The following is a 24,789-nucleotide window of genomic DNA, read 5'->3' as shown; positions in this document are numbered from 1 at the left end:
CACGCATCCGCTGTCCTTCTTTTACCCTATCCGCGGGAATTCAAGATTGATCAGAAAAAGGTAGGGCGCGACGCAACCAATGAGGCCGGCCACAGCGCCGAACACAGCCCCGCGCTGGCGACCGATAGATCGCTCCGGTTCATCATCGGACCGATTCGCAAGAAGCCCAGCGCCAACGCCGGCGCCCAGCACCAGCAGTACCAGCACTGCCGCCACTTCCGTATTGGCGGGCTTGAAAACAAAGTCCCACAAAAGCATCCACACCATGATCACCGCGGCGCCGAACGAGAACGCTCGCCACCACGTCAATTTGTATTTGCCTGCCCCCCCAGGCTACCGCCTTGGCCAACAGCGTCAACACCACTACCAAACCGCCAATCAACATCTCCACCAAATGCTCCTCTCTATCGCTATTGAACCTCATAGCAACCAGCGTTAATCAGGTATCTTAAAACGCCCAGGCCCAGCTCCGTGACTGGCGACTTCAAACACCAGTGCCGGCTGCCGCTCCGCCGGCGTAGCAGCCAACCAAGCCATACGAACAGGGCCAGCGCAACCCAGGCAAGCGTCAGCTCCCCTCCCGCAGGATGCGCTGCTTTTCCAGCCAGTCCGCCACCGGGCCGCGGGCGTCGATCTTGGAGATGTCCTTTGCCACGCCCAGGTTCAGGCCAAGCAGGAAGGGAATGGAATCCACCGGCACCTCCGGCAGGTAGTCCGCCATCGCCCGCATGAAGCGCGGCGACTCCAGCACCTCTACCACTTTTCCCCCGCTCATGAACTGCAGGATGCTGGTCATGCTGTGGCCACCGCCGATGGTGCGGTAGACGAAACGGTTGAAGGCCTTGTCCAGCGCCTTGAAGTCCAGCTGTTCCTTGGTCATCAGGCTGGCCAGGTAATACAAGCCGATCGCGGTGCGGAAAAAACCGGTGGACTCGCCGGCAGTCAGCCCGCAACGGGTGACGGTCAGGATTTTCTCCTGCACTGCAGCGTCAAGTTTTGGATGGTTTGCTTGCATGGCTAGGGACTATATAGCACTTTGATCCGGAATTGTTCCTTGCGCGGGGGTATCAACCTTGTTACCCTTGAAACTTTAATGCTAAACCAAGGCCGGAAGCGCACTTTTCGTTCCCAATAAAGTGCATCCTGGGGCGCGGATTGTGCGGGCTATCGCATACGGGCAACCGGTATGTCGCGCATTCAATACAATGCCATCATGTAAAAAGGGGTTAGCGGAGCCACCATGCAATTGCGCATCAAGAATTTATCGAAGACCTATGCCAATGGGGTCGTCGCGCTCGACAACGTGTCGCTGACCATCCCTTCCGGCATGTTTGGCTTGCTGGGCCCGAATGGCGCCGGCAAGTCGACCCTGATGCGCACCCTGGCCACCTTGCAGGAATGCGACTCCGGTTCGGTCTTCTTCGGCGACCTTGATGTGCTGGATGAGAAGGACGAAATCCGCCGTTTGCTCGGCTACCTGCCGCAGGACTTCGGTGTCTACCCGAAAGTCACCGCATACGAGATGCTGGATCACTTCGCGATCCTGAAAGGCCTGTCGAACCGTTCCCGCCGCCGCGAAGTAGTCGATGGCCTGCTGCAGCAAACCAACCTGTTCGAAGTGCGCAACCAGCGCCTGGGCGGCTTTTCCGGCGGCATGCGCCAGCGCTTCGGTATCGCGCAAGCCCTGCTGGGCGACCCGAAGCTGATCATCGTCGACGAACCGACCGCCGGCCTGGATCCGCAGGAGCGCGTGCGCTTCCACAACCTGCTGTCCGACATCGGCGAAGACCGCACCGTGATCCTGTCGACCCACATTGTGTCCGATGTGGCCGACCTGTGCGCCAACATGGCCATCATCAACAAGGGCAAGCTGCTGGTGGCGGGCGCCACCCAGCAACTGATCGATGACGTGAGCTGCAAGATCTGGGCGCGCTTCATCGACAAGAAGGAACTGTCGTACTTCCAGCAGCGCCATGCCGTGATTTCGACCCGCCTGATGTCCGGCCGCACCCTGATCCACGTCTACAACGACGACGATCCGGGCGATGGCTTCGAGGAAGCACTGGGCGACCTGGAAGACCTGTACTTCGCGACCATCCTCGGCCGCCACGACGTCAGCAAAGCCTGCGACTGACCGGGGCCGCCATGTTTGCCATCGCCCTTTTTGAAGCAAAGCAGCGCCTAAAGCTGTTCTCGACCTGGGTCTACTTCGGCATGTTCCTGTTGCTGGCCATCCTGTGGATGGCGGCCGCCGGCGGCGTGTTCAAGGAAGCCATCGTCAGTTTCGGCGGCCGCGTATTCATCAATGCGCCGCGCTCGATCATGCTGACCTCCTCCTTCCTCGGCTGCATGGGCGTGATCATCATCGCTGCCATGATGGGACGCTCGGTGCAGCAGGACTTCGAGTACGAGACGCAGCACTTCTTCTTCTCCGCCCCCATCCGCAAGTTCCAGTACATGCTGGGCCGCTTTCTCGGCGCCTGGCTGGTGCTGTGCGTGGTGTTTGCTTCGATCCCGCTTGGCGTATGGCTTGGCACGCAGGTGCCAGGCATCGATCCCGAGCGCCTCGGACCGTTCAACCTGCTGCATTACCTGCTGCCTTACGCACTGTCGCTGCTGCCCAACCTGTTCATCTTCGGCGCCATCTTCTTCGTGCTGGCGGCACTGACGCGGCGCATGCTGCCGGTGTACGTGTCCAGCGTGGTCATGCTGGTCGGCTATATCGTGGCGCCAGGCCTGGCACGCGACCTGGACTACAAGACGCTGGCCGCGCTGATCGATCCCTTCGGCACCACCGCCGTGATCCGGCTCACCGAATACTGGCCCATCGCCGAACGCAATGTGCGCCTGGTGCTGCCCGAGGGCGTGTTCCTGCTGAATCGCGCGATCTGGTCGTCCTTCGCCCTGGTGGCGCTGCTGCTTGGCTACTGGCGCTTCCATTTCGTCAGCACGGTCGACAGCGGCGCCGCGGCGCGCACCGATAGCGACGTCCCGGCCAGCCTGACCCAGGCCGCCGCTTCGACCAGCGAGAAGCCGGACTTCAAGGCCCGCAATCTTGGCCTGTTGCTGCTGCGCTTCAGCTACCTGAACCTGCGCGAAACCACCAAAAACATCTACTTCTTCGTGATCGTGCTGGCCGGTGTGCTGACCATGTATGCCGGCTCGCTGGACATGGGTTCGATGTACGGCACCGGCACCTATCCGGTCACCTACCTGGTGCTGGAAATGGTGACCAACACCTTCTCCTTGTTCATGCTGGTGGTGACCACCTTCTACGCCGGCGAAATGGTGTGGCGCGAGCGCGAACACCGCATGTCGCAGATGCTCGATGCGCTGCCGGTGCCAAGCTGGCTGCCCATCCTGTCAAAGCTGTTTGGGCTGATCGGCGTGCAGGCGCTCTTGCTGTTCATCGTCATGCTGGTCGGCATGTCGATCCAGCTGTTCCGGGGCTACTTCCACCTGCAGCCCGGCCTGTACTTCGAATGGCTGTTCACCGTGCAACTGCCCGCCTGCGCACTGATCGCCGTGCTGGCGATTGCCACCCAGGTACTGGTGAACCACAAATACGTGGCCTACTTCGTGATGATCGTCTACTACGTGGCGACGATCACCTTTGCCACCCTGGGGCTCGACCATCCGCTCCTGATGTACGGCGTCACGCCGGAACTGCCCTACTCCGACATGAACGGCTTCGGCCATTTCATGGCGCGCGAGCGCTGGTTCGACCTTTACTGGGCCGGCGCCGCCGTCATCCTGATGGTGCTGGCCGTGGTGTTCTGGCCGCGCGGCACCAACGAGGAATGGAAACAGCGCGTCAGCCTGGCACGCCACGCCTTGACGCTGCCGGTGCTGGGCGCCTTCGGCTTTGGCCTGGCGCTGTTCCTCGGCGCCGGCGCCGTGCTGTCCTATAACCTTTGCGTCAGCAACTTCAAGACCCAGTTCGGCCGCGACGCGCTGCGCGCCGATTATGAGCGCAAATACAAGCAGGTGCTGGAAGCGGCGCAGCCGCGCATCACCGATGTGCGCCTGGGTCTGGACATGTACCCGGAGCAGCGCACGCTGAAAGTAAAGGGCTGGTACCAGCTCGAGAACAAGACACAGCAGCCAATCAGCACCATTTACGTGCAGCAGGATACCGATGCCGACCTGCAGCCCTTGCAGTTCGGGCGCAAGGCCTTCCGCGTGCTGAACGATACGGAACTCGGTTTCTACAGCTATCGCCTGGAACAGCCGCTGCAGCCGGGCGAAAAAATCACGCTGGACTTTGTTCTGGGCTACGAGCCTAAAGGCATCTTCAACCTCGGCAAGACGACGCCGGTGATGAACAACGGCACCTTCTTCAACAACACGGTGCTGCCGCACATCGGCTACCAGCGCCACGCCGAACTGACCGATCCGCGCGACCGCAAGAAGCATGGTTTGCCGGCACAGGAGCGCAAGCTGCCGCGCGACGATCCGAAGGGCCTGTCCAGCAACTACATTGGCGGCGATGCCGACTGGGTCAGTTTCGAGGCGACGCTGGGCACCGCCGGCGACCAGACCGCCGTGGCACCGGGCGCCCTGGTGAAGGAATGGCGCAAGAACGGTCGCCGCTACTTCCATTACAAGATGGAGCGGCCGATCCTGAACTTCTTCGCTTTCCAGTCGGCGCGCTATGCGGTCAGGCACGACTGGTGGCAGGACATCGGCATCGAGATCTACTACCACCCGGGCCACGAATACAACCTGGACCGCATGGTCAAGGGCGTCAAGGATTCGCTCGACTACTACACGCGCAACTTCAGCCCTTACCAGCACAAGATCGTGCGCATCGTGGAATTCCCGCGCTATGCGCGCTATGCGCAGTCGTTCCCGAATACCATCCCGTACTCGGAAGCAGTGGGCTTCATCGCCAGGGTCGACGACAAGAACCCGAAGGACATCGACTACCCGACCTACGTCACCGCACACGAGGTAGCCCACCAGTGGTGGGCGCACCAGCTCGTAGGCGGCAATACGCGCGGCGCCACGGTCCTGAGTGAAACCCTGGCCGAGTACTCGGCGCTGATGGTGATGAAGAAAAGCTTCGGCCCGCAGCGCATGCGCCGCTTCCTGCGCTATGACCTGAACAAATACCTGTTCGGCCGCGCCACGGAGAACAAGAAGGAGTTACCGCTGGCAGACAACGAAGACCAGGGCTACATCCATTACCACAAGGGCAGCCTGGCCATGTACCTGCTGGCCGATATCGTGGGCGAAGCCAAGGTCAACGAACTGCTGGCTGAACTGCTGCGCAAGTACTCCTACCACGGCGATCCCTACCCGAGCGTGACGGTGCTGGTGGATGGCCTGCGCCGCATCGTGCCGCCGGAGCAGGCTTACCTGGTGGATGACCTGTTCAACTCGATCGTGCTGTTCGACAACCGCATGGTTGCCGCCACCGCCGAGAAGCGGGCGGACGGCAGGTACGACGTGACACTGACCGTACATGCCGCCAAGCTGCGCTCCGACGAACTGGGCGCGGAAAAGGAAGTTCCGCTGCATGACCTGATCGAAATCGGCGTCGACGACAAGGACGGCAATGCCCTGCTGCGTGAACGCAAGCTGGTCGAGCGCAACGCATCGACCTTCAAGCTGGTCGTCAACGGCCGCCCGGCCAAGGCCGGCATTGACCCCGACAATAAACTGATCGACCGAAAGCCGGACGATAACCTGGGGAATGTGGAAATCACGGCGCGCTAAGCGTTAGGCAACGCACTTTGCGCCCGGCCCATGCTTGTTAAGCTGTCCCGCAAATGAAAGCGAGGCAAACATGGGCATTCTAAGCAAGATTTTCCACAAGATTTTCCCGTCGTCGCATCAAGAGGCCGCCCCAACGCCGGCCTCTGGTGCGCCCTCTACCGCCCCAAGCGGCCCCGCCGCAACGCCGGCCCCCATCCCGACCCAGCCTGCGCCGGCACCAGCGGCCGCGGCCCCGGTCGACGTCGAAGCCATCCTCAATGCCAAGGCCGCGCAGGCGGGCCAGCCGCTGAACTGGCGCACCTCGATTGTCGACCTGCTCAAGCTGCTGGACATCGATTCCAGCCTGCAGGCGCGCAAGGAGCTGGCGCAGGAACTGCACTACACCGGCGACACCGGCGATTCCGCTGCCATGAACATCTGGCTGCACAAGCAAGTGATGCACAAGCTGGAGGAAAACGGCGGCAAGGTGCCCGCCGAGCTGAAGGGTTAAAATGGATGGATGAACCCCATCCGACGCGCGCTTGCCGGCGCCTTACTGGCATCCTGCATCCTGCCGCTCGTACACGCGGCGGACAAGACCTACGGCACCCATGGCATGGCCCTGTTCGGCGGGCCGGAGGGCTTGTTTGCCTCCCACCTGCCGATGTTCCATGCCCCGCACGATTTCCAGGTCATCCTGCAGGTCCATATCGCCGACCCGGCCACTGACGCCGCCCTGCGCAAGCGCCTCGACGGCAAGGATGCCTTGTGGACCATCGACCCGGAAAAATTCGAGCTGAGTGCACTGGCGCCGCATGCCAGCGCGCCGCGCAAGCAATTCAGGGCCGACCTGGTCCAGGGCCATTTCGAGCGCGGCGGCAGCACGCAGTACAAGGGCGCCACGGTAGTCATCGACAAGGTACTGGTATTCCGCCAACTGGATGACAAGCCGCACCAAGCCGGCACGGCGCGCTACCTGCAGGTCGGTAGCGGCACGCAGCGCTTCCTCGTCAAGGAAATCGACAGCCGCCCCGACTTCGACCATATCGTGTCTTACCGTGCCGCGCCCGGCGCACCGACCACCCCGGTCCAGGTGCGCAAATGGGGTATCAAGGCACCCGGCAACGACGCGCTGGCCATGGCGCTGAAAGCCAATATGGCAGCCATTGGCGGCACCATCTACTTCGAAACCGGCGACCTGAAATGAGCGTTCCGCAGGCATATGAAGGGCTGTGGCGCCGCAAAGGCATCTGGCGCACCGACGGCAGCAGCGACCTGGTGACGCCGGCCTGGTGGTTCCAGGCCGCCGACTTCCATATCGACCTGCGCATTCCGGTCGACCGCAAGGCCACGACCGGCTTTGCAGGAACGACCGTGGTGGAGGGCGAGCGCTGCGAGTGGCGCCCCGAAATCGCCTATCCTTTCCTCAGTCCCGAACTGGACGCGGGCTTGATGCGCTTCGACAGCGAGCATGCGCTGCACGAGGCAGGCGTGGATGGCAGCTACGAGGAAGACTGGTGGCGCGAAGCCGGCGGGCCCGTGACCGCCAGCCGCGTCACGCTGGACGATGGCCGCATCCAGTACGAGATCGCCTGCGGCGAGTTCCTCGCCCGCGCAACGGGCAAGCCGCACAAGGCGGCCGACATCACGGTCTGGCGCTGCACGCCGGCCGGACTGTGGCGCGTGATCGCATCCACCACGCCCGCACGCGAAAACGTGATTGTCGCAGCGCCTTAAAGGCTCAGCAGGCTGCCGCTGCGGAACGGCTTGTTGCCGGCGATCTTGGCCACGTTCATGCCGCGGATGATGTAACGGTGTGAAAGGCGGGTAAACAGCACGCCGTCGACCTCCGCCGTCAAATGCGTGGTGTCGCCGCTGACCGGATCGACCAGGTCGGCGATCACATCGCCGGCGCGCACCGTATCGCCAACTTCCTTCAGGTAGACCAGCATGCCGGCATGCGGTGCGTCGAGGCGCTGAGTGCCTTCCAGCGGCGTCGCTGCGCAGCCCTGCTCCGGCACCGTGACCTTGCCCGCGTCGACGATGCCGCGCACGTGGAGGTAGCCGACAATGGCTTCCGCATCGCGCGCCGCCAGCTCGTAGCTGACCGACACTTCACCGCGCAGTTCGACCGTGGCGGCCATGCAGGCGGATGGAATCGGATAGTCCGGGCCAAAGTGTTCTGCCAGGTCCCACCACAGCCGGCTGCAAGCCTCATCGAACGGCTCGCCGCCGGCGCCGGTCGTGTGCAGCACGGCACAGGCGCCCATCAGGTTGGCCAGGGGCTGGGCAATCTCGCATAAGGAAGTGCCGACGTACAAGTGCAGTTCGCCCTCGTTCTCGCAATGCAGGTCGAGCACGATATCGGCGTCGATTGCCATTTCAAGCAGGGACTTCTTGAGCGTGGTGGCGTCCGAATTCGGCTGCCACTGCGCGACCAGTTCACGCAGCTGGCGGCGGATGGTGCGCACGTTGGCGTCCGCATCGCTGCCCAGTTGGCCCGCCAGCCTGGATTTGAGCTGTTCGAAATAATGCGGATAGCCGCGGTTGAAATTGATCCCGTTGCTCAGGTCAAAGCGCCCGAACGGCCGCTCGTTGATCACTTGCGCCAGGCCGATCGGATTGGCCGCCGGCACCAGGATCACTTCACCCTTCACCTTGCCCGCCGCTTCCAGCGCCTGCAAGCGCTTGCGCAGCTCGTGCGCCACCAGCATGGCTGGCACCTCATCGGCATGGAGCGCGGCCTGGATATAGGCCTTGGTGCCGCCTGGCTTGCCGAAGTGATAGCTGGTCAGTTCGTAATACGCCGTGCCATACGGCGCGGACAGTGGGTGCTTGATGGTTTCCATGTCTGCCATCCTACCAGTTCATGAGGCAGGGCGGCACCAGCAAGACCAGTGCCAGGACGAGGTAAATCAGCTGCAGCGGCACCATCCAGCGCGCCCAGGTCAGCCACGGGATGCGCGCCAGCGCCAGCACCCCGACCGTGATGCCCGAGGTCGGGATCATCGGCGTGGTGAATTCGCCGAACTGGAAGGCCAGGATGGCGGTCTGGCGCGACACCCCGACCAGGTCGGCCAGCGGCGCCATGATGGGCATGGTCAGCGCCGCCTGGCCGCTGCCGGAGTGGATGAAGAAGTTGATCACCGTCTGGATCAGGAACATCTTCTGCGCAGAGAAGATCGGAGACGACGACGCCACCAGCGGCATCAGGCCGTGCAGCATGGTGTCGATGATGTTGGCGTCGCGCGCCAGCACCATGGTGGCACGTGCCAGCGCCACGACCAGGGCAGTGCCGACCAGGTCCCTGGCGCCCTGCACGAACGCTGCCACCGCCTCATCGGAATCCAGGCGGCCGACCAGCGCCACCACCACGGTCATGGCCAGGAACAGGGCTCCGATCTCTTCGATGAACCAGCCGTACTTGACTACGCCGAACACCATGCCGCCCAGCGTGCCGGCAAAAATCCACAGCACCAGCCGGTGGCGCCGCGTCATGCCTGCGAAGCCGCTGAAATCGACGACGCCTTCGGCGCGCTTTTCGATGTCCAGCAAATGGGTTGGGCTCTTTTCGGGATGGCGCTTGATGCGGGCGGCATACCACATCAGGAAGGCGATGGTGACGGCGGTGGCGATGAACCAGACGATCATGCGGTAGCCAATGCCGGAAAACAGCGGCACGCCGGCGATGCCTTGCGCGATGCCGACGTTAAAGGGGTTCAGGAAGGCGGCGCAAAACCCTACCTGCGAGCCCAGGAAGGGGATCGACACGCCGGTGATGGTGTCGTAGCCGAGCGCCAGCGCCAGCGGCACGAAGATCAGGATGAAGGGGATCGCTTCCTCGTTCATGCCGAAGGTCGCGCCGCCGATGGAGAACAGCGTCACGAACACCGGGATCAGGGCCACGCGTACCAGCTTCGAGCGCGAATGCGCCTTGGCGATGGACTTGATCATGGCGTCGATCGCCTGGGTCTTGTGCAGCACGTTGAAGGCGCCGCCTGTCAGCAGGATGAAGCCGATGATCAGCCCCGCTTCGGCGAAACCCTTGATCGGCGCCATCAGCAGCGCGGTCAATCCCTGCGGCTTGCTTTCGATGTAGTGGAAGCTGGCCGGGTCGACCAGCTGTTTGCCGTTGACCAGGTGGGTGTCGTACTTGCCGCCCGGGACCAGCCAGGTCGCCAGCGCGATCAGCGCCAGGATGATGAACAGCAGGACAAAGGTGTTCGGGAGCTTGAGCTTCATCATTGATGAGGATACAGGTAGTTGCAGCCTCGGTCGGCAGGATCGCGGGCCATGATGCGGTCGTACAGGCCGGCGCGCTCGGTGACGGTACGCTCGACGTCTTCCTGCAGCAGGAGGCGGGCGGCGACCTGACGCGATGCGGCGGCGCGGGTGGCGGCGATGAAGGCGTCGCGCGTGGCGTAGCGCGCCTGCAGGCTGGGACGCGGGTCGTTGGCGGCCTTGCGCTCGGCCTCCGTACGGGCGAACGGGACGAAGCTGCCGTCGTAGCGCGAGGTGGCCCAGGCGAAGCCGGTTTCCGGAGCGCGCAGGTTCCAGCCGGTGTGGGTGCCGAGCGGGGCTTGCAGCTCCACCAGGCGCACGCCACCGCGGTCGTTGCCATCGGCGTCCGGCGCCGGGACGCGGGTCTCGAAAGCCATCTTCTGCGCCGGCGGCACCAGGTCGGCAATGCCTTGCGACAGGAAGCGCGCGCCGTGGTCCAGGCGCGGCTCGCGCAGGTTCTGTTCCGGCGGGGTCAGTCCCGGCACGGCGGGAAAAGCCTTGCGGTAAGCCTCGACCGAAACCAGGGTGCCGTCCTCCAGGCGCGGGTAGGCGCTGGCGGGCGGTGGCGTGCCTTTGCTGGTCCAGCCGTCCAGCGCCAGCATCAGGGCGCGCAACGGCAGGTAGTAGTTGGTGGTAGAGACGCAGGCAGTGAACGGGGCGCGCGTGTGCGAGCGGCCAACGTAATGCTGCGCACCCATCAGGCCATACACGCGCACATTGGCGGCCGGGGCAACGTCGCCAACGCCATCCGGGGCGGTGGTCAGCAGCGAGGCGCCGCGGTTCCAGAATTCCGCCGAGGTGTTGGCGATCAGGAGCTTGGGCACGCGGCCGTGCTTGTCCTTCGCGCGGTCCAGGGTGGAAGCCACGCGGCCGGTCACCGGATCGCGCGTCGGCGTGCTGGTGAACGGGAAGGAATCGGTCGGGTAGTCATGCTCTTCCAGCATCGACGGGTGGCGCGTGACCTGGACGAAACGGCTGTTGAAGCCGCCCGAACCGCCGGCGCCAGGCACTTCCAGCAGGGCGCCATCGAACACCATGCGGCCCTGCTCATCGAGATTCAGGCCATCGTGCAGCATGCGTCCGATCAGCCGAGCCGACTGGCTGTAGCCGAACATCAGCACAGATTTTGGCAGGGAGCCGCCTTCCACCTGGTTATCGCGGAAGTAGGCCAGCAGGTCGCGGATGCCGGCCAGTCCGGCCCCGCTCACGCGCGGGTCTTTCGCTTCGTAGCGCACTTCATAGATGGTGCCGGGCTGGAAACCGCCCTGCAGCTTGATACGGCCCGGGCCGCCCGGCTGCTCCGGCGCCACGAACTCCCAGCGGCTGCGCTCGATGGGGCGGCGGATATCGCCCTGGCGCGTACGTTCGGTGAGCACGGCTTCAGGGTCGTTCGGCGTGGCGGGCTCGTAGCCAATGCCGCGCAGGCCGGCGTAGCTTGCCACCTCCAGCGGGGCTTCGACGATGAATTCATTGGCCGTCATGCCGCGCGGGCCTTTCACCACAGGCGCCTTGAACACCAGCGTCCGCACGCCGGCGGGCGATGGCGCCACATCCCAGGTCCATGCCGAGAACAGCATGCTGAAGCCGTGCCGCATCATGAAGCCGTCGCCGGCATCTTCCGCCGTCGCCGGGTCGTTGTTCTTCGGCACCTTGCCATTGAGCTGGCCCAGCACGACGATGTTGCCGCGGTTGTTGACGTCATACACCAGGGTGCCGGTCTTGCCGCTCACGGGGCGCAGCAGCACGAATTCGCTGGAGAAGCGCACCATGCCGCGCTTGTCGCGCGGAGCGCGTTTCAGGTCGACGATGGGCAGGTTGGCAGTGGCCTTGGGATTGAGCGAGAAATGAGCAATGCCGCGCAGCTTTTCATACTCGCCCGCCTCGCCGAACTTGACGCCCGGCGCGAATGGCACGCGCTCGGTGATTTCGATGCGCTCGACGGCGGCCTGCGATGCGCCGGCTACAAGCATGGTGGCAGCAATCGCCGCCCGGCGGGATTTCTTCATGTATCCGAACAAAGTAAAACGGGACCGCGCGGGTCCCGTTGGTTTATTCCGCTGCCGCGGTTTTCTTGGCGGCTGCCTTTTTCGCTGCCGGCTTCTTGGCTGCAGCTTTTTTGGCTGGAGCCTTTTTCGCGGCGGCTTTCTTGGCGGCAGGCTTGGCGGCTGGTGCCGCCTCGGCGGCCCCTTCCGCGCCGTCGCCCTTGGCTGCCGTCTTCTTGGCCGCTGCCGGCTTGCCCTTGCGCTCTTCGAACTCGAAGCTGATCTTGCCGTCCTTGCCGCGTACCAGGAAGGCCTTGAACGGCCGGCGGGTACGCTGCGAGATAAAGCCCGGCAGCAGGTCGGTCTTGCCGTCGTTGAGCAGCTTGGCCATCTGCTCCGGCAGGATCTCCTGTTGCAAGATGATGCGGCTGGAACGGAAGTCGCAGGTCTTTGGCTTTGCTACCTGGTTTTCGCAGGTATAGGCCAGGCCCATCTCGTACACGCCGGCGGCGCATTTCGGGCAAGGGCCAAGCGGCGTCTGGCCGCTGAAGTCGACACCCTCGCCGTCTTCGCCTTCTTCATCATTCTGGCCAAAGTCGAACTCCAGCTTGAAGTTCTTGATCTCTTCGTCGCGCACGATGCGCAGGATTGCCGCGAACGGACGGCCCATCTTGGAGCGGAAGCCTTGCAGCGGGCCGATGGTGCGGTCGCGCAGCAGCTGTTCCACTTCCTCGATTTCGAACTGGCGCCCGCCAGGCACCTTGGTCATGGAGAATTCACACTTGGTGCAGGCGAAACGGCGGTAGTTTTCCTTGACCACGCCGCTGCAGTTCGGGCATGGCGTCTTCAGCGTCGCATAATCGCCCGGGATGGTGTCGTTGTCGTATTCCTTGGCGCGCTTGACGATGATCTGGGTCATCTGGGCGATCTCGCGCATGAATTCTTCACGCGAGATCTTGCCCTTCTCCATCTGCGACAGCTTGTATTCCCACTCGCCGGTCAGCTCCGGCGCGGTCAGCTCGCTCACGCCCAGGCCGCGCAGCAGCGTCATGAGCTGGAAAGCTTTCGCAGTCGGCATCAGCTCGCGGCCTTCGCGCAGCAGGTACTTCTCGCCCAGCAAGCCCTCGATAATGGCAGCACGCGTGGCTGGCGTACCCAGTCCCTTGCCGGCCATGGCATCGCGCAGTTCGTCGGAGTCGACCAGCTTGCCCGCGCCTTCCATTGCCGATAACAGCGTCGCTTCGGTATAGCGTGCAGGCGGTTTGGTGACCAGGCCGTTCGGCGTGACTTTCTCGGTCAGCACTTTCTCGCCCTTCGCCACCGGCACCAGGTTGCCGCCGCTGCCTTCCTTGTCGTCGTCGCCGGCAGCATCCTTGCCGTAGATTGCCATCCAGCCAGGGTTGGTCATCACCTTGCCTTCGGTCTTGAACTGGTGTCCGGCCACTTCGGTGAAGCGGGTGGTGACCAGGAACTCCGCGGCCGGGAAGAACACCGCCATGAAGCGGCGGGTGACCAGGTCGTACAGCTTCTGCTCCGGCTCCGACAGGCCCTTGGGCTGGATGCCGGTCGGGATGATCGCGAAGTGGTCGCTGATCTTGGTGTTGTCGAAGATGCGCTTGTTCGGCTTGACCCAGCCCTTGTCCAGGATCTGCTTGGCGAACTGGTTGTAGTTGTGGTTGTCCTTCAGGACTTCCAGCGTGTCCTTGACGGTCGGCAGATAGTCTTCCGGCAGGTGGCGCGAATCGGTACGCGGGTAGGTCAGCACCTTGTGCTTCTCGTACAGGGCCTGCGCCAGGCCCAGGGTGTTCTTGGCCGAGAAACCGAAGCGCGAGTTGGCTTCACGCTGCAGCGAGGTCAGGTCGAACAGGCCGGGCGACATCGAGGTGGTCGGTTTCGACTCCTCGGTGACGTTGCCCTGCTTGCCCTTGCAAGCCAGCGCGATCGAATCGGCGGCTGCCTTGCTCCACAGGCGTTCGGCCTTCTTTTCCGGATCGTTTTCGTCCTTTTTGAAGCCGGTGTCGAGCCAGCGGCCTTCATAGATGCCGGCGGCGCACACGAATTCGGCGCGCACTTCCCAATAGTCGCGCGAGACGAAATTCTTGATCTTCTCTTCGCGCTCGACCACGATCGACAGGGTCGGCGTTTGCACGCGGCCTACCGTGGTCAGGTAAAAGCCGCCCTCCTTCGAGTTGAAGGCGGTCATGGCGCGGGTGCCGTTGATGCCGATCAGCCAGTCCGCTTCCGAGCGGCAGCGCGCGGCGTCGGCCAGCGGCAGCATTTCGTCGTCGCTGCGCAGGTGGGTGAAGCCGTCGCGGATCGCGGTCGGCGTCATCGACTGCAGCCACAGGCGCTTGACCGGTTGCTTGGCTTTTGCATTCTGCGCGATCAGGCGGAAGATCAGTTCACCTTCGCGTCCCGCGTCGCATGCATTAATCAGTGTGGTGACATCCTTGCGCTTGATCAGCTTGTTCAGCACCTTAAGGCGCGATTCGGTCTTGGCGATCGGGTTCAGCGCGAAGTACGGCGGGATCATCGGCAAATGGGTGAAAGTCCATTTGCCGCGCTTGACGTCGTGCTCTTCAGGCACGGCGATTTCCAGCAAGTGACCCACTGCGGAAGACAGCACGTAGTCGTCGGATTCGAAATACTCATCGTGCTTGCTGAAGCCGCCAAGGGCTTTCGCGATGTCGTTCGCGACAGAAGGTTTCTCAGCGATGATGAGGGCTTTACTCATATTTATAGTTCTCGTCGGTGTATGCGGCAGCGCGCATAATACAACATTCGCAAGTAAGCGCTGGCTTGCGGCTGCGTATGAAAGCCACAATGCTGCAAATATTATTACGGAAACGGCCGGCATTGGGCAACGCCGGCAAGAGTGCGCGTCGAGACTCTTAGTGCAACAGGCGCGGCGCCTGGTCCTCTTCGGCGCCGAACAGGTCGTCGAACATCAAGGCGTCCGGTTCCTTGCCCTGGCTCCACAGCAGCATCAGCACAATGATCTTCAGCTTGCCCAGCGACACCGGGGCCTCGTCCAGCGCCAGGGCGCGTTCGATGACGATTTCACGTTGCAGCGGGGACAGCAGGCCGGCGCTTTCCAGGAACTGGATAAAGCCGACGGCGGGAGCGCCCAGTACATCCAGCTCCTGGCGCACGTAGAAGCGCGTGCCAGAAGATGCGGCCGTCAGCGACTGCTCGACGCCAGCCATGGCGGCGAGGTCATTCAGCCAGACCAGCGCCTCGGAAATCTCTACGTCGTCGAAACCGACTGCGGAGAGTTTCTTTGCCAATGCTGCGGGTTCAGGGCAGGCATCAGGGCGGTAATAGGTCTCGTACAGGTAAACCAGGATGTCAAACATGGCGCTACTTTAGCAGCATCTGTGAGGCGGGCACAAGCATAACGGCGGTTCAGGGACCTTTCAGGCGCTGGAAAGCGCCGCCCGGCAGCCTTTCCACCACACCCGCAAGTTCCAGGGCAAGCAAGCTTGCCTGCATATCACTGGGCGGAAGTTGCAACCTTGTTGCAAGCTCATCGGCGCCCACCGGATCATGGCCAAGAGCCGCCAACAGCCAGCCGGCGGCCTGATCCATCTGCACCGCCTGGCTGCCGGGCGCCGGCAGGCCGAGGTCTTCCAGCAGGTGCTCCGGCGTGGCGACCAGCCGCGCGCCCTCCCTGATCAGCGCGTGGCAGCCGACCGACTGCGGCGACAGCACGGAACCGGGCAGCACGAACACTTCCCGGCCGGCGGTCGCTGCGGCATGCGCCGTGATCAGCGAGCCGGAGCGCGCAGCCGCTTCGATCACCAGCGTGGCACGGGTCATGCCGGCAATGATGCGGTTGCGGATCGGGAAATGTTCCGCTTGCGCCGGCGTGCCCAGCGCAAATTCGCTGAGCAGGCAACCCTCCTCCGCAATGCGGCGCGCCAGCGCGGCGTTGCGGCGCGGGTAGATGCGGTCGATACCGGTGCCGATGACCGCCAGCGTGCCGCCGGGTCCGCCCAGGCCGCCCTCGTGGGCTGCGGCATCGATGCCAAGCGCCAGCCCGGACACCACCAGCATGCCGGCGTCGGAAAGCACCTTGGCAAAGCGGCGCGCATTGGCCTTGCCTTGCACGGTGGCGTTGCGAGCGCCCACTACCGCCACGGCCTCGCGCTGGAGCAGTGCCAGGTTCCCTTTGGCGTACAGCAGCAGCGGTGGATCGGCGATATGCCGCAAGGTCGGCGGATATTCCGCGTCGCCAAACAGGACCAGGTGGTTGCCGGCCTGACCGGCCCACTCCAGCGAGGCATGCGCCAGGGCGCAGATCCGCTCCGGCATGGGACCGGCAAGGCAACGGGCTGCCTCCAGCGAGATCCGGTCTTCGCCGTCGCCCGGCCCGGCCTGCCGGCGCCCTGGCCGCACGATGCCGGCATCGGCACGCGTCAGCATGCGCAATGGCGGCGGCGCGGCATCGTCCTGTGCCGGTGGCGCAGCGAGACGGGCATTGGCGGCGTTGAAAACAGCTTGGGGAGAGAGGTAATGCTGGAGCAGCTTGCTGGCTCCGTGGCGGCCGACGCCTGGCGTGTTTGCCAGGCGCAGCCACATCGCCAGGCACTCGAAGTCCTGGCGCGCGGGGTTGGGGCTATCCGTGACTTGCACGGCCATGGGATTTACTCCGCTGTCTTGGCGACATCCCCCACAACGATTGGTTCAGTCACCTGCATGATCAAGCCATACGACACATGCTTGAACACACGGAAGATAAACAAACTGCCCACGCGTTCATCCGGCAGCTTGACCGTCGGCTTGCGCAGATTGAGCATGCCTTTCGACGCGCCCGGATCGCTCACCACTTCACCCTTATGGTATAGCTGCAGCACGGATCCGATATCGAGTCCGTCAAGCTTTCCGCGATTAATGCTGACAACCTGGTTCTGGCCGGCGTGCGTGACGCCGTTGTAGACAGCCAGCACGTGGGCATTGATTTCGACATCCGGCGGATGCGGAACATAGTTCTGCATCGGCATCGGCGGCATTGCCATCAGCAGGTCGCCCTTGCCCATTTCTTCCTTGGCGCTGGCAACGACGAAGGTATGCACGTCGCTGCCCGCTTCGGCCTGGGCTTCCAGCTTCAGGGTGCCAAGGTAGAACGCTTCCAGCGCCACGGTCTTCTTGGTGACCGGGTCTTTCAGCGGTTTGCCTGGACGGAATACCTGGAACGAGGTATTGCCTTTCAGGTCGCCACGTACATAGGCCTTGTCGTCCTTGCCGATGAATACGCGGGCGCCACGCGTCGCAATGATGCGCGGCGCGTTCTTGAGCTCATCTTCTTCGATGATCAGCGGTTGGGTCAGGAACGGTTCGATCACGCCGGACGGGATCGACTGGACGGCGTCCTTGCCCAGGCCTTCGGTCCGCAATTGCGGACCGAGACGCATATCGCCGGCGCCGCCGTTGCCGCCCACCTTGGTACCAAGGCGCAGGCGCCCGGCCTCGCGGTCGAACCAGACGATCTGCCCTGGATAGATCCAGTGCGGATTGGCGATTTCTTCTTTATTCATGCCCCAAACCTGCGGCCAGCACCAGGGCTTGTCGAGGAAGGTTCCGGAGATATCCCACAGGGTATCTCCCTTGACAACGGTATGGCTATCCGGTGCGTTCGGCTTGAATTCACAGACGATGGTCTTGGCGTGGGCCGGAACGGCCGTCACACCGCAAAACAGTGCTGCGGCCAACAGGCGGCTGCTGCTTGTGCTAAAATTTTTCATTGATATATCCGTTAGGTGCGGCAATGACGGAAGGCCACAAAGGCTTGCCTCACTGAAATCAAATTCTGCCCATATTACCCTGATCAAGCAAGGAATTCGTGTCACAGAAGCAATCGTGCACGCATAATATGCGCCGTTTACCGCACATTCATTGTCGTTTAACTAAGATTCTCCCGTGAAACTGAATATTCTGCGCTATCCAGACCCTCGTCTGCACAAAATTGCAAAACCCGTTGCCGTGTTCGACGAGCGCCTGGCCAAACTGGTGGAAGACATGGCGGAAACCATGTACGACGCACCGGGCATCGGCCTGGCTGCCACCCAGGTCGACGTGCACGAGCAGGTAATCGTCATCGACATCACGGAAGACAAAACCGGCCTGACCGCCTTCATCAACCCGGAAATCCTGTGGTCGAGCGAAGAAAAACAGGTTTACGACGAAGGCTGCCTGTCCGTGCCCGGCATCTATGACGGCGTGGAACGCCCTTCCGCAGTGAAGGTGCGCGCCTTCAACGTCAAAGGCGAAGCTTTCGAAGTGGAAGCCGACGGCCTGCTGGCGGTCTGCATCCAGCACGAGATGGATCACCTGAAAGGCAAGGTATTCGTCGAATACCTGTCCCCCTTGAAACGCAATCGTATCAAGACCAAACTGCAAAAAGAAGAGCGTGGCATGCAGCGCGAAGAAGCGCTGCGCGCCTCGGGTCGCCGTTACTGACAGCAGCGGGGGGAGCATGAAAGTGATCTTCGCGGGCACGCCTGAATTTGCGGCCGTAGCCCTCCAGGCCCTGCACGAAGCAGGTTTCGAGATTCCCCTGGTGCTGACCCAGCCCGACCGGCCGGCCGGCCGCGGCATGCAGCTGCAGCCGTCGGCAGTCAAGCAATACGCAGTCAGGCATGGCATCGAAGTGCTGCAACCATTGTCGCTGCGCATGGATGCGAAAGATCCGCAGCGCGCGGCGGAAGCCAAAGCCGCCCATGAACGCCTGCTGGCTACCGACTACGATGTGATGGTGGTGGCCGCCTATGGGCTGATCCTGCCGCGCTCCACCCTCGACATCAAGCCTTGCCTGAACATCCACGGTTCCCTGCTGCCGCGCTGGCGCGGCGCCGCGCCGATCCACCGCGCGATCGAAGCGGGCGATGCGGAGACCGGCGTCACCATCATGCAAATGGAAGAAGGCCTGGACACCGGCCCGATGCTGCTGATCGAGCGCACCCCGATCACCCCGCAGGACACCACCGCCACCCTGCACGACAAGCTGGCGGCCATGGGCGCCCAGATGATGGTCAAGGTACTGCGCAAGATGGAACAGGGCGTCATGGAAGCCGTGCCCCAGCCGGAGCAAGGCGTCACTTACGCCAACAAGATCCTGAAAGAAGAAGCGGCGCTCGACTTTACCCAGCCCGCGCGCGAAATCGGCCGCAAGATCCGCGCCTTCAACCCCTTCCCCGGCGCCCATGGCGAAGTCAATGGCACGGTGATCAAGCTGTGGGGCGCGGAAGCGCTGGACGAAGACAGCAGCGCCGCCCCGGGGCAGGTGATTGCAGCCGACGCCCAGCATGGCATCGTGGTCGCATGCGGCGAAGGGACGCTGCGGCTGACGCAGTTGCAAAAACCGGGCGGCAAGCGCTTGCCGGCCGCTGAATTCATCAAAGGCTTCCCGCTCGACGGGCAGCGCTTCCAGTAAATGGATCAACTCGCGGCGCTGCGTGCGCTCCGCCGCGTTGTTGAACTGGGCAGCTTTACGGCTGCCGCCGATGCCCTTGGCATTTCCCACACCATCGTTTCGCGCCAGGTGCGCCAGCTTGAGGAACACCTCGGCGCCCAGCTCCTGAACCGCACCACGCGCCGCTTCGCCCTGACCGACGCCGGCCGCGATTACTACGAATCCACCTGTGAAGTGCTCGACCTGCTGGACGACGCCGACCGCAACGCCGGCCGCCACCAGGCCGAACCGACCGGCACCCTGCGCATCAACGCACCGATGGCGTTCGGCACCATCGAGGTGGCGCAATGGCTGCCCGGCTTCATGGCCCGCTACCCCAGGCTGCAGCTCGACCTGGTCTGCAACGACCGCATGGTAGACCTGATCGAGGACGGGTTCGATGTCGCGCTGCGCCTGGCGCGCGAACTGCCGGATTCGACGCTGGTGGCGCGCCGCCTCGCCACCAGCAAAGTGCTGCTGGTAGCCAGTCCCGATTACCTGCGCGCGCACGGCGCACCTGCCGTGCCGGACGACCTGGCACGGCACAACTGCCTGGTCTACTCAGCAGCGGCGCGCGCCAACGAATGGCTGCTGCTTGCAAAAGACGGTTCGGAACATTCCGTCTCCGTGCGCGGCACGCTGCAGGCCAACACCAATGTCGCACTGCGCGCAGCGGCGGTGGCCGGCGTCGGCATTGCCAACGCCGCCGCCTTCATCGTGCGCGAAGAGCTGGAACGCGGCGCGCTGGTGGAAGTCCTGCCCGGCTACACGCCCAGGCCGCGCGAGCTGTACGCGCTCTACCCGCAGAACCGCCACCTGTCGCCCAAAGTGCGCGCCTTTGTCGACTATGCGGCCAGCGTTTACATCAACATCTTCTGAACTGCGCGGAACTGCTGCGTAAGGCCGCCCCAGCCCCAGGCTGCCGGGCGCGCATCGTCGATGTGGATATAGCTCACCTCGTGCAGCTCGCCGAGCAGCGCCTGCAAGTCCCGGTATACCGCGGCGATATAGGCGGCCTTCTCGTTGGCGGTATTGGTCTCGTCGGTCACCTTGATATCGAAGAAAAAGCTCGACTTGCCCAACTCCACCAGCGACTCGCCGCCGACAAACCAATGTTCGCGCGGCGTGTAGTGCACCGCGATGGCAGTCAGCGCCGGTGCCTTATGCAGGATCTCGCTGGTGTGCTTCATCAGGATACTGGTGACTTTTTTAGCTGGCACTTGCTCCGCAGTGGCGCTGACGGTGATATTCAGGATGGGCATTTGAGGCTCCTTCAAGTTGGTTGGTTGATGAAGCCATCTTAGGCGGATGGCCGGCGCATTGGTAGCACTCTGGCAACACATGATTTGTTCATTTCCAGCACAAATGTCCACTTTGGGGTCAGGAACCAAAGTGGACATTCCGAATAAGCAAATGCCGAATATGTATCGGCCGGCGCAGGTGGTGGCCGGGGAGAAATGCTGCTTTGCCGTATAATTTCAGGTTCACGTTGCCCAATCCGCGATCCCAAAATGACCAACACGACCCGTCCAACCTCCAAGACCGAAGCCCAGCTGCGCGAGATCCTTGCGCAGCGCATCATGTTCCTGGATGGCGCGATGGGCACCATCATCCAGCAATACAAGCTGGACGAAAAAGCATATCGCGGCGAGCGTTTCGCCGATTTCGCTGCGCCGGAAGGAAGTGGCCATCGCGAGCTGTTCGTCAAAGGCAATAACGAGCTGCTGACGCTGACCCAGCCCCACGTCATTCAGGAAATCCACGAGCGTTACCTGGCTGCGGGCGCCGACCTGATCGAAACCAATACCTTCGGCGCCACTTCCATCGCGCAGGACGACTATTTCATGGCTCACCTGGCCTATGAAATGAACGTGGAAGCGGCCAGGCTGGCCAAAGCTGCCACTGCCAAGTACTCCACCGCCGACAAGCCGCGCTTTGTCTGCGGCGCCCTCGGCCCGACGCCGAAGACCGCTTCGATTTCGCCCGACGTGAACGATCCTGCGGCGCGCAACGTGACCTTCGACCAACTGGTCGCCGCCTACTATGAGCAGGTGCGCGGCCTGGTCGATGGCGGCGCCGACGTGCTGCTGGTTGAGACCATCTTCGACACCCTGAACTGCAAGGCGGCACTGTTCGCGATCGACCAATACTTCGACGAGCGTCCTGAAATCGAGCGCCTGCCGCTGATGATTTCCGGTACCGTGACCGACGCCTCCGGCCGCATCCTGTCCGGCCAGACCGTGCCGGCTTTCTGGAACTCGGTGCGCCACGCCAGGCCGCTGACCATTGGCCTGAACTGCGCGCTGGGCGCGACACTGATGCGCCCATACGCCGAAGAGCTGTCGCAGATCGCCGATACCTTCGTCTGCATCTACCCGAACGCCGGGCTGCCCAACCCGATGAGCGACACCGGCTTTGACGAACTGCCGGAAGACACTTCGCGCCTGCTGCGCGAGTTCGCCGATGCCGGCTTCATCAACGTAGCCGGCGGCTGCTGCGGCACCACGCCCGACCATATTGCCGCTGTTGCCAGGCTGCTGTCGAGCGCCACGCCGCGCAAGCTGCCGCATGTGCCGGTGGCGCAGCGCCTGTCCGGCCTGGAGCCGTTCACCATCGACGACGACTCCCTGTTCGTCAACGTCGGCGAGCGCACCAACGTGACCGGCTCCAAGGCCTTCGCGCGCATGATCCTGAACGAACAGTACGACGAGGCGCTGTCCGTCGCTCGCCAGCAGGTGGAAAACGGCGCCCAGGTCATCGACATCAACATGGACGAGGCGATGCTCGATTCCCAGGCCGCCATGACCCGCTTCCTGAACCTGATCGCTTCCGAACCGGACATCTCGCGCGTACCGATCATGATCGACTCCTCCAAGTGGTCGGTCATTGAAGCAGGCCTGAAGTGCGTGCAGGGCAAGGCCGTGGTAAATTCGATCTCGCTCAAGGAAGGCGAGGAGGAATTTGTCCGCCAGGCGAAATTGTGCCGCCGCTACGGCGCCGCCGTGATCGTGATGGCCTTCGACGAGACCGGCCAGGCCGACACCTACGCACGCAAGATCGAGATCTGCGCCCGCGCCTACAAGGTGCTGACCGAGAAGGTCGGCTTCCCACCGGAAGACATCATCTTCGACCCGAACATCTTCGCGGTAGCCACGGGCATCGAAGAGCACAACAACTACGCGGTGGACTTCATCGAAGCAACGCGCTGGATCAAGAACAACCTGCCGCACGCGAAGATTTCCGGCGGCGTGTCGAACGTGTCGTTCTCCTTCCGTGGCAACGACCCGGCGCGTGAAGCGATCCACACCGTATTCCTTTACCACGCCATCAAGGCCGGCATGACCATGGGCATCGTCAACGCCGGCATGATCGGCGTCTACGACGACCTGCCGGCCGAACTGCGCGAGCGCGTCGAAGACGTGGTGCTGAACCGCCGCGAAGACGCCACTGAGCGCATGATCGAGTTCGCTGCGACGCTGAAAGGCGGCGCCAAGCAGGAAGCGGCCAACCTGGAATGGCGCAACGCGCCGGTCGAGAAGCGCTTGGCGCACGCGCTGGTGCATGGCATCACCCAGTTCATCACTGAAGACACGGAAGAAATGCGCCAGCAGGTGTTCAACTCCGGCGGCCGTCCGATCAATGTGATCGAAGGCCCGCTGATGGACGGCATGAACATCGTTGGCGACCTGTTCGGCCAGGGCAAGATGTTCCTGCCGCAGGTGGTCAAGTCTGCACGCGTGATGAAGCAGGCCGTGGCCCACCTGATTCCTTACATCGAGGAAGAGAAGAAAGCGGAAGAAGCCCGCACCGGCATCGTCGCCAAGCCGAAAGGCAAGATCGTGATCGCGACCGTGAAGGGCGATGTGCACGATATCGGCAAGAACATCGTGTCCGTTGTCCTGCAGTGCAACAACTTTGAAGTGGTGAACATGGGCGTGATGGTGCCTGCTTCCGAGATCCTGGCAAAAGCCAAGGCCGAGAACGCGGACATCATCGGCCTGTCCGGCCTGATCACGCCATCATTGGAAGAAATGGCCCACGTCGCGAAAGAGATGCAGCGCGACGAGCACTTCCGCATGCTGAAGATCCCGCTGCTGATCGGCGGCGCCACCACCAGCCGCGCTCACACCGCCGTGAAAATCGCCCACAACTACGAGGGTCCGGTGGTGTACGTGCCGGATGCTTCGCGTTCAGTTTCGGTGGCGCAGTCGCTGCTGACCGACGAGCAGCGCGGCAAGTTCGTAGAAGAGCTGGACCACGACTATGCCCGCATCCGCGAACAGCACGCCAACAAGAAGGCGCTGCCGACCGTGTCGCTGGAAGCGGCACGCGTCAACAAGGCCAAGCTTGAATTTGCACCGGTGCGCCCGAAATTCGTCGGCCGCCGCGTGTTCAAGAATGTCGACCTGGCGGCGATTGCCGAGTACATCGACTGGGGCCCGTTCTTCCAGACCTGGGACCTGGCCGGCCCCTTCCCTGCCATCCTGACCGATGAAGTAGTTGGCGAGGCAGCTTCCAAGGTGTTCGAGGAAGGCAAGGCGCTGCTGAAGAAGATCATCGAAGGCCGCTGGCTGACTGCCAACGGCGTGATCGCGCTGCTGCCTGCAAATACGGTCAACGAAGACGACATCGAAATCTACACCGACGAGTCGCGCTCGGAAGTGGCGTTCACTTACTACGGCCTGCGCCAGCAGGGCCTGAAGCCGGTGATCGATGGCGTGCAGCGTCCGAACCAGTGCCTGTCGGACTTTATCGCACCGAAGGATTCGGGCAAGCAGGATTACATCGGCATGTTTGCGGTGACTGCGGGCCTGGGCATCGAGAAGTATGAGAAGCGCTTTGAAGATGCGCATGACGATTATTCGTCGATCATGCTGAAGGCGCTGGCGGACCGCCTGGCGGAGGCGTTCGCGGAATACCTGCACGAGCGTGTGCGCAAGGACCTGTGGGGCTATGCTGCCGACGAGGTCCTGAGCAACGAGCAACTGATCAAGGAAGAGTACAAGGGTATTCGCCCGGCGCCGGGCTACCCGGCCTGCCCTGAACATACTGTGAAGGCGGATGTGTTCCGTGTGCTGAATGCGAATGAGATCGGGATGGAGCTGACCGAATCGTTTGCGATGTTCCCGGGCGCTGCGGTGTCTGGCTTCTACTTTGCGCACCCGGAGTCGAAGTACTTCACCGTCGGGAAAATCAATGAGGACCAGGTAGTCGATATGGCGGCTCGCCGTGGCGTGGCCAAGGACCAGCTTGAGCGCTGGCTGGCGCCGAACCTTTAAATGCCAAAGCTCAGGCGTGGCGCGACGACGGCTGCCAGTCGGGGCCAGCTTTCGCCCGTGAACGGACCTCCACTAAATCTCACGAAGAGAGAACGGG

Annotated in this window: 19 protein-coding genes; 9 read left to right on the top strand and 10 right to left on the bottom strand. The window is 62.9% G+C overall.

Annotated features, from left to right (window positions below; genetic code table 11):
• Positions 1-21 precede the first annotated feature (21 nt).
• Together ACWBU6_RS06285 and ACWBU6_RS06280 are read right to left on the bottom strand one after the other, a co-directional pair.
• Positions 22-309 (bottom strand): hypothetical protein, encoded by a 288-nt coding sequence (locus tag ACWBU6_RS06285; RefSeq protein WP_452647972.1) that lies wholly within the window; start codon positions 307-309, stop codon positions 22-24.
• Positions 310-568: 259 nt separating this feature from the next.
• Positions 569-1,015 (bottom strand): hypothetical protein, encoded by a 447-nt coding sequence (locus ACWBU6_RS06280; RefSeq protein WP_452647971.1) that lies wholly within the window; start codon positions 1,013-1,015, stop codon positions 569-571.
• A 225-nt stretch (positions 1,016-1,240) separates the two neighbouring features.
• Here ACWBU6_RS06280 and ACWBU6_RS06275 point away from each other — a divergent pair, with 225 nt between their 5' ends.
• From ACWBU6_RS06275 to ACWBU6_RS06255, 5 genes are all read left to right on the top strand, one after another.
• Positions 1,241-2,134 carry an ABC transporter ATP-binding protein gene (locus ACWBU6_RS06275; protein WP_452647970.1) on the top strand — a complete coding sequence of 298 codons (894 nt, stop codon included), beginning with the start codon at positions 1,241-1,243 and terminating at the stop codon, positions 2,132-2,134.
• Between the two features lie 11 nt (positions 2,135-2,145).
• Positions 2,146-5,721 (top strand): M1 family aminopeptidase, encoded by a 3,576-nt coding sequence (locus tag ACWBU6_RS06270; RefSeq protein WP_452647969.1) that lies wholly within the window; start codon positions 2,146-2,148, stop codon positions 5,719-5,721.
• Between the two features lie 70 nt (positions 5,722-5,791).
• The gene (locus tag ACWBU6_RS06265; protein ID WP_452647968.1) at positions 5,792-6,211 is read left to right on the top strand and encodes a DUF3597 domain-containing protein; all 420 of its coding nucleotides are present in this window, start codon (positions 5,792-5,794) and stop codon (positions 6,209-6,211) included.
• Positions 6,212-6,220: 9 nt separating this feature from the next.
• Positions 6,221-6,907 (top strand): hypothetical protein, encoded by a 687-nt coding sequence (locus ACWBU6_RS06260; protein ID WP_452647967.1) that lies wholly within the window; start codon positions 6,221-6,223, stop codon positions 6,905-6,907.
• A complete protein-coding gene (locus ACWBU6_RS06255) occupies positions 6,904-7,437 on the top strand; it encodes a hypothetical protein (protein ID WP_452647966.1) in 534 nt (177 codons plus the stop codon). Before ACWBU6_RS06260 ends, ACWBU6_RS06255 begins: the two co-directional genes overlap by 4 nt.
• Here the strand turns inward: ACWBU6_RS06255 and ACWBU6_RS06250 are convergent.
• From ACWBU6_RS06250 to ACWBU6_RS06220, 7 genes are all read right to left on the bottom strand, one after another.
• Positions 7,434-8,549 carry a succinylglutamate desuccinylase/aspartoacylase family protein gene (locus ACWBU6_RS06250; RefSeq protein ID WP_452647965.1) on the bottom strand — a complete coding sequence of 372 codons (1,116 nt, stop codon included), beginning with the start codon at positions 8,547-8,549 and terminating at the stop codon, positions 7,434-7,436. The two genes, ACWBU6_RS06255 and ACWBU6_RS06250, sit on opposite strands and share 4 nt — an antisense overlap.
• A gap of 10 nt (positions 8,550-8,559) precedes the next feature.
• A complete protein-coding gene (locus ACWBU6_RS06245; protein ID WP_452647964.1) occupies positions 8,560-9,945 on the bottom strand; it encodes a YfcC family protein in 1,386 nt (461 codons plus the stop codon).
• Positions 9,942-11,987, bottom strand: coding sequence for an alpha/beta hydrolase domain-containing protein (locus tag ACWBU6_RS06240; protein ID WP_452647963.1), 2,046 nt, complete (start codon positions 11,985-11,987; stop codon positions 9,942-9,944). The genes ACWBU6_RS06245 and ACWBU6_RS06240 overlap by 4 nt, the downstream gene beginning before the upstream one ends.
• A gap of 43 nt (positions 11,988-12,030) precedes the next feature.
• Entirely contained in the window at positions 12,031-14,697 is a 2,667-nt protein-coding gene (locus ACWBU6_RS06235) for a DNA topoisomerase III (RefSeq protein WP_452647962.1), read from the bottom strand.
• A gap of 157 nt (positions 14,698-14,854) precedes the next feature.
• The gene (locus ACWBU6_RS06230; RefSeq protein WP_057261121.1) at positions 14,855-15,319 is read right to left on the bottom strand and encodes a DUF494 family protein; all 465 of its coding nucleotides are present in this window, start codon (positions 15,317-15,319) and stop codon (positions 14,855-14,857) included.
• A 49-nt stretch (positions 15,320-15,368) separates the two neighbouring features.
• Complete coding sequence (gene dprA / locus ACWBU6_RS06225; RefSeq protein WP_452647961.1) at positions 15,369-16,604, bottom strand: DNA-processing protein DprA; 1,236 nt, start codon at positions 16,602-16,604, stop codon at positions 15,369-15,371.
• A 5-nt stretch (positions 16,605-16,609) separates the two neighbouring features.
• Complete coding sequence (locus ACWBU6_RS06220) at positions 16,610-17,707, bottom strand: LysM peptidoglycan-binding domain-containing protein (RefSeq protein WP_452647960.1); 1,098 nt, start codon at positions 17,705-17,707, stop codon at positions 16,610-16,612.
• Between the two features lie 175 nt (positions 17,708-17,882).
• Here ACWBU6_RS06220 and def point away from each other — a divergent pair, with 175 nt between their 5' ends.
• From def to ACWBU6_RS06205, 3 genes are read left to right on the top strand one after another with little or no spacing between them, the layout of a single operon-like run.
• The gene (gene def, locus ACWBU6_RS06215; RefSeq protein WP_452647959.1) at positions 17,883-18,422 is read left to right on the top strand and encodes a peptide deformylase; all 540 of its coding nucleotides are present in this window, start codon (positions 17,883-17,885) and stop codon (positions 18,420-18,422) included.
• A 16-nt stretch (positions 18,423-18,438) separates the two neighbouring features.
• Positions 18,439-19,395 (top strand): methionyl-tRNA formyltransferase, encoded by a 957-nt coding sequence (gene fmt, locus ACWBU6_RS06210; RefSeq protein ID WP_452647958.1) that lies wholly within the window; start codon positions 18,439-18,441, stop codon positions 19,393-19,395.
• On the top strand, positions 19,396-20,292 hold the full coding sequence (locus tag ACWBU6_RS06205; protein WP_452647957.1) for a LysR family transcriptional regulator: 897 nt from the start codon (positions 19,396-19,398) through the stop codon (positions 20,290-20,292).
• On the opposite strand, the gene ACWBU6_RS06200 is transcribed toward ACWBU6_RS06205, so the two are convergent.
• A complete protein-coding gene (locus tag ACWBU6_RS06200) occupies positions 20,274-20,675 on the bottom strand; it encodes a tautomerase family protein (RefSeq protein ID WP_452647956.1) in 402 nt (133 codons plus the stop codon). The genes ACWBU6_RS06205 and ACWBU6_RS06200 overlap by 19 nt on opposite strands.
• Before the next feature lie 249 nt (positions 20,676-20,924).
• On the opposite strand from ACWBU6_RS06200, the gene metH reads away from it, so the two are divergent.
• Positions 20,925-24,692: a methionine synthase gene (metH, locus tag ACWBU6_RS06195; RefSeq protein WP_452647955.1), complete on the top strand. Its 3,768-nt coding sequence runs from the start codon at positions 20,925-20,927 to the stop codon at positions 24,690-24,692.
• The last annotated feature ends 97 nt before the right edge of the window (positions 24,693-24,789 follow it).

Source organism: Pseudoduganella sp. HUAS MS19 (genome assembly GCF_053615455.1).
The sequence above is the reverse complement of the archived record's forward strand: the minus strand, read 5'-3'. Positions and strand labels throughout refer to the sequence as shown.

Coding starts and splice junctions, on each gene's coding strand:
- ACWBU6_RS06280 (WP_452647971.1), bottom strand. CDS start 1,015: ATGCAAGCAAACCATCCAAAACTTGACGCTGCAGTGCAGGAGAAAATC.
- ACWBU6_RS06275 (WP_452647970.1), top strand. CDS start 1,241: ATGCAATTGCGCATCAAGAATTTATCGAAGACCTATGCCAATGGGGTC.
- ACWBU6_RS06270 (WP_452647969.1), top strand. CDS start 2,146: ATGTTTGCCATCGCCCTTTTTGAAGCAAAGCAGCGCCTAAAGCTGTTC.
- ACWBU6_RS06265 (WP_452647968.1), top strand. CDS start 5,792: ATGGGCATTCTAAGCAAGATTTTCCACAAGATTTTCCCGTCGTCGCAT.
- ACWBU6_RS06260 (WP_452647967.1), top strand. CDS start 6,221: ATGAACCCCATCCGACGCGCGCTTGCCGGCGCCTTACTGGCATCCTGC.
- ACWBU6_RS06255 (WP_452647966.1), top strand. CDS start 6,904: ATGAGCGTTCCGCAGGCATATGAAGGGCTGTGGCGCCGCAAAGGCATC.
- ACWBU6_RS06250 (WP_452647965.1), bottom strand. CDS start 8,549: ATGGAAACCATCAAGCACCCACTGTCCGCGCCGTATGGCACGGCGTAT.
- ACWBU6_RS06245 (WP_452647964.1), bottom strand. CDS start 9,945: ATGATGAAGCTCAAGCTCCCGAACACCTTTGTCCTGCTGTTCATCATC.
- ACWBU6_RS06240 (WP_452647963.1), bottom strand. CDS start 11,987: ATGAAGAAATCCCGCCGGGCGGCGATTGCTGCCACCATGCTTGTAGCC.
- ACWBU6_RS06235 (WP_452647962.1), bottom strand. CDS start 14,697: ATGAGTAAAGCCCTCATCATCGCTGAGAAACCTTCTGTCGCGAACGAC.
- ACWBU6_RS06230 (WP_057261121.1), bottom strand. CDS start 15,319: ATGTTTGACATCCTGGTTTACCTGTACGAGACCTATTACCGCCCTGAT.
- dprA (WP_452647961.1), bottom strand. CDS start 16,604: ATGGCCGTGCAAGTCACGGATAGCCCCAACCCCGCGCGCCAGGACTTC.
- ACWBU6_RS06220 (WP_452647960.1), bottom strand. CDS start 17,707: ATGAAAAATTTTAGCACAAGCAGCAGCCGCCTGTTGGCCGCAGCACTG.
- fmt (WP_452647958.1), top strand. CDS start 18,439: ATGAAAGTGATCTTCGCGGGCACGCCTGAATTTGCGGCCGTAGCCCTC.
- ACWBU6_RS06205 (WP_452647957.1), top strand. CDS start 19,396: ATGGATCAACTCGCGGCGCTGCGTGCGCTCCGCCGCGTTGTTGAACTG.
- ACWBU6_RS06200 (WP_452647956.1), bottom strand. CDS start 20,675: ATGCCCATCCTGAATATCACCGTCAGCGCCACTGCGGAGCAAGTGCCA.
- metH (WP_452647955.1), top strand. CDS start 20,925: ATGACCAACACGACCCGTCCAACCTCCAAGACCGAAGCCCAGCTGCGC.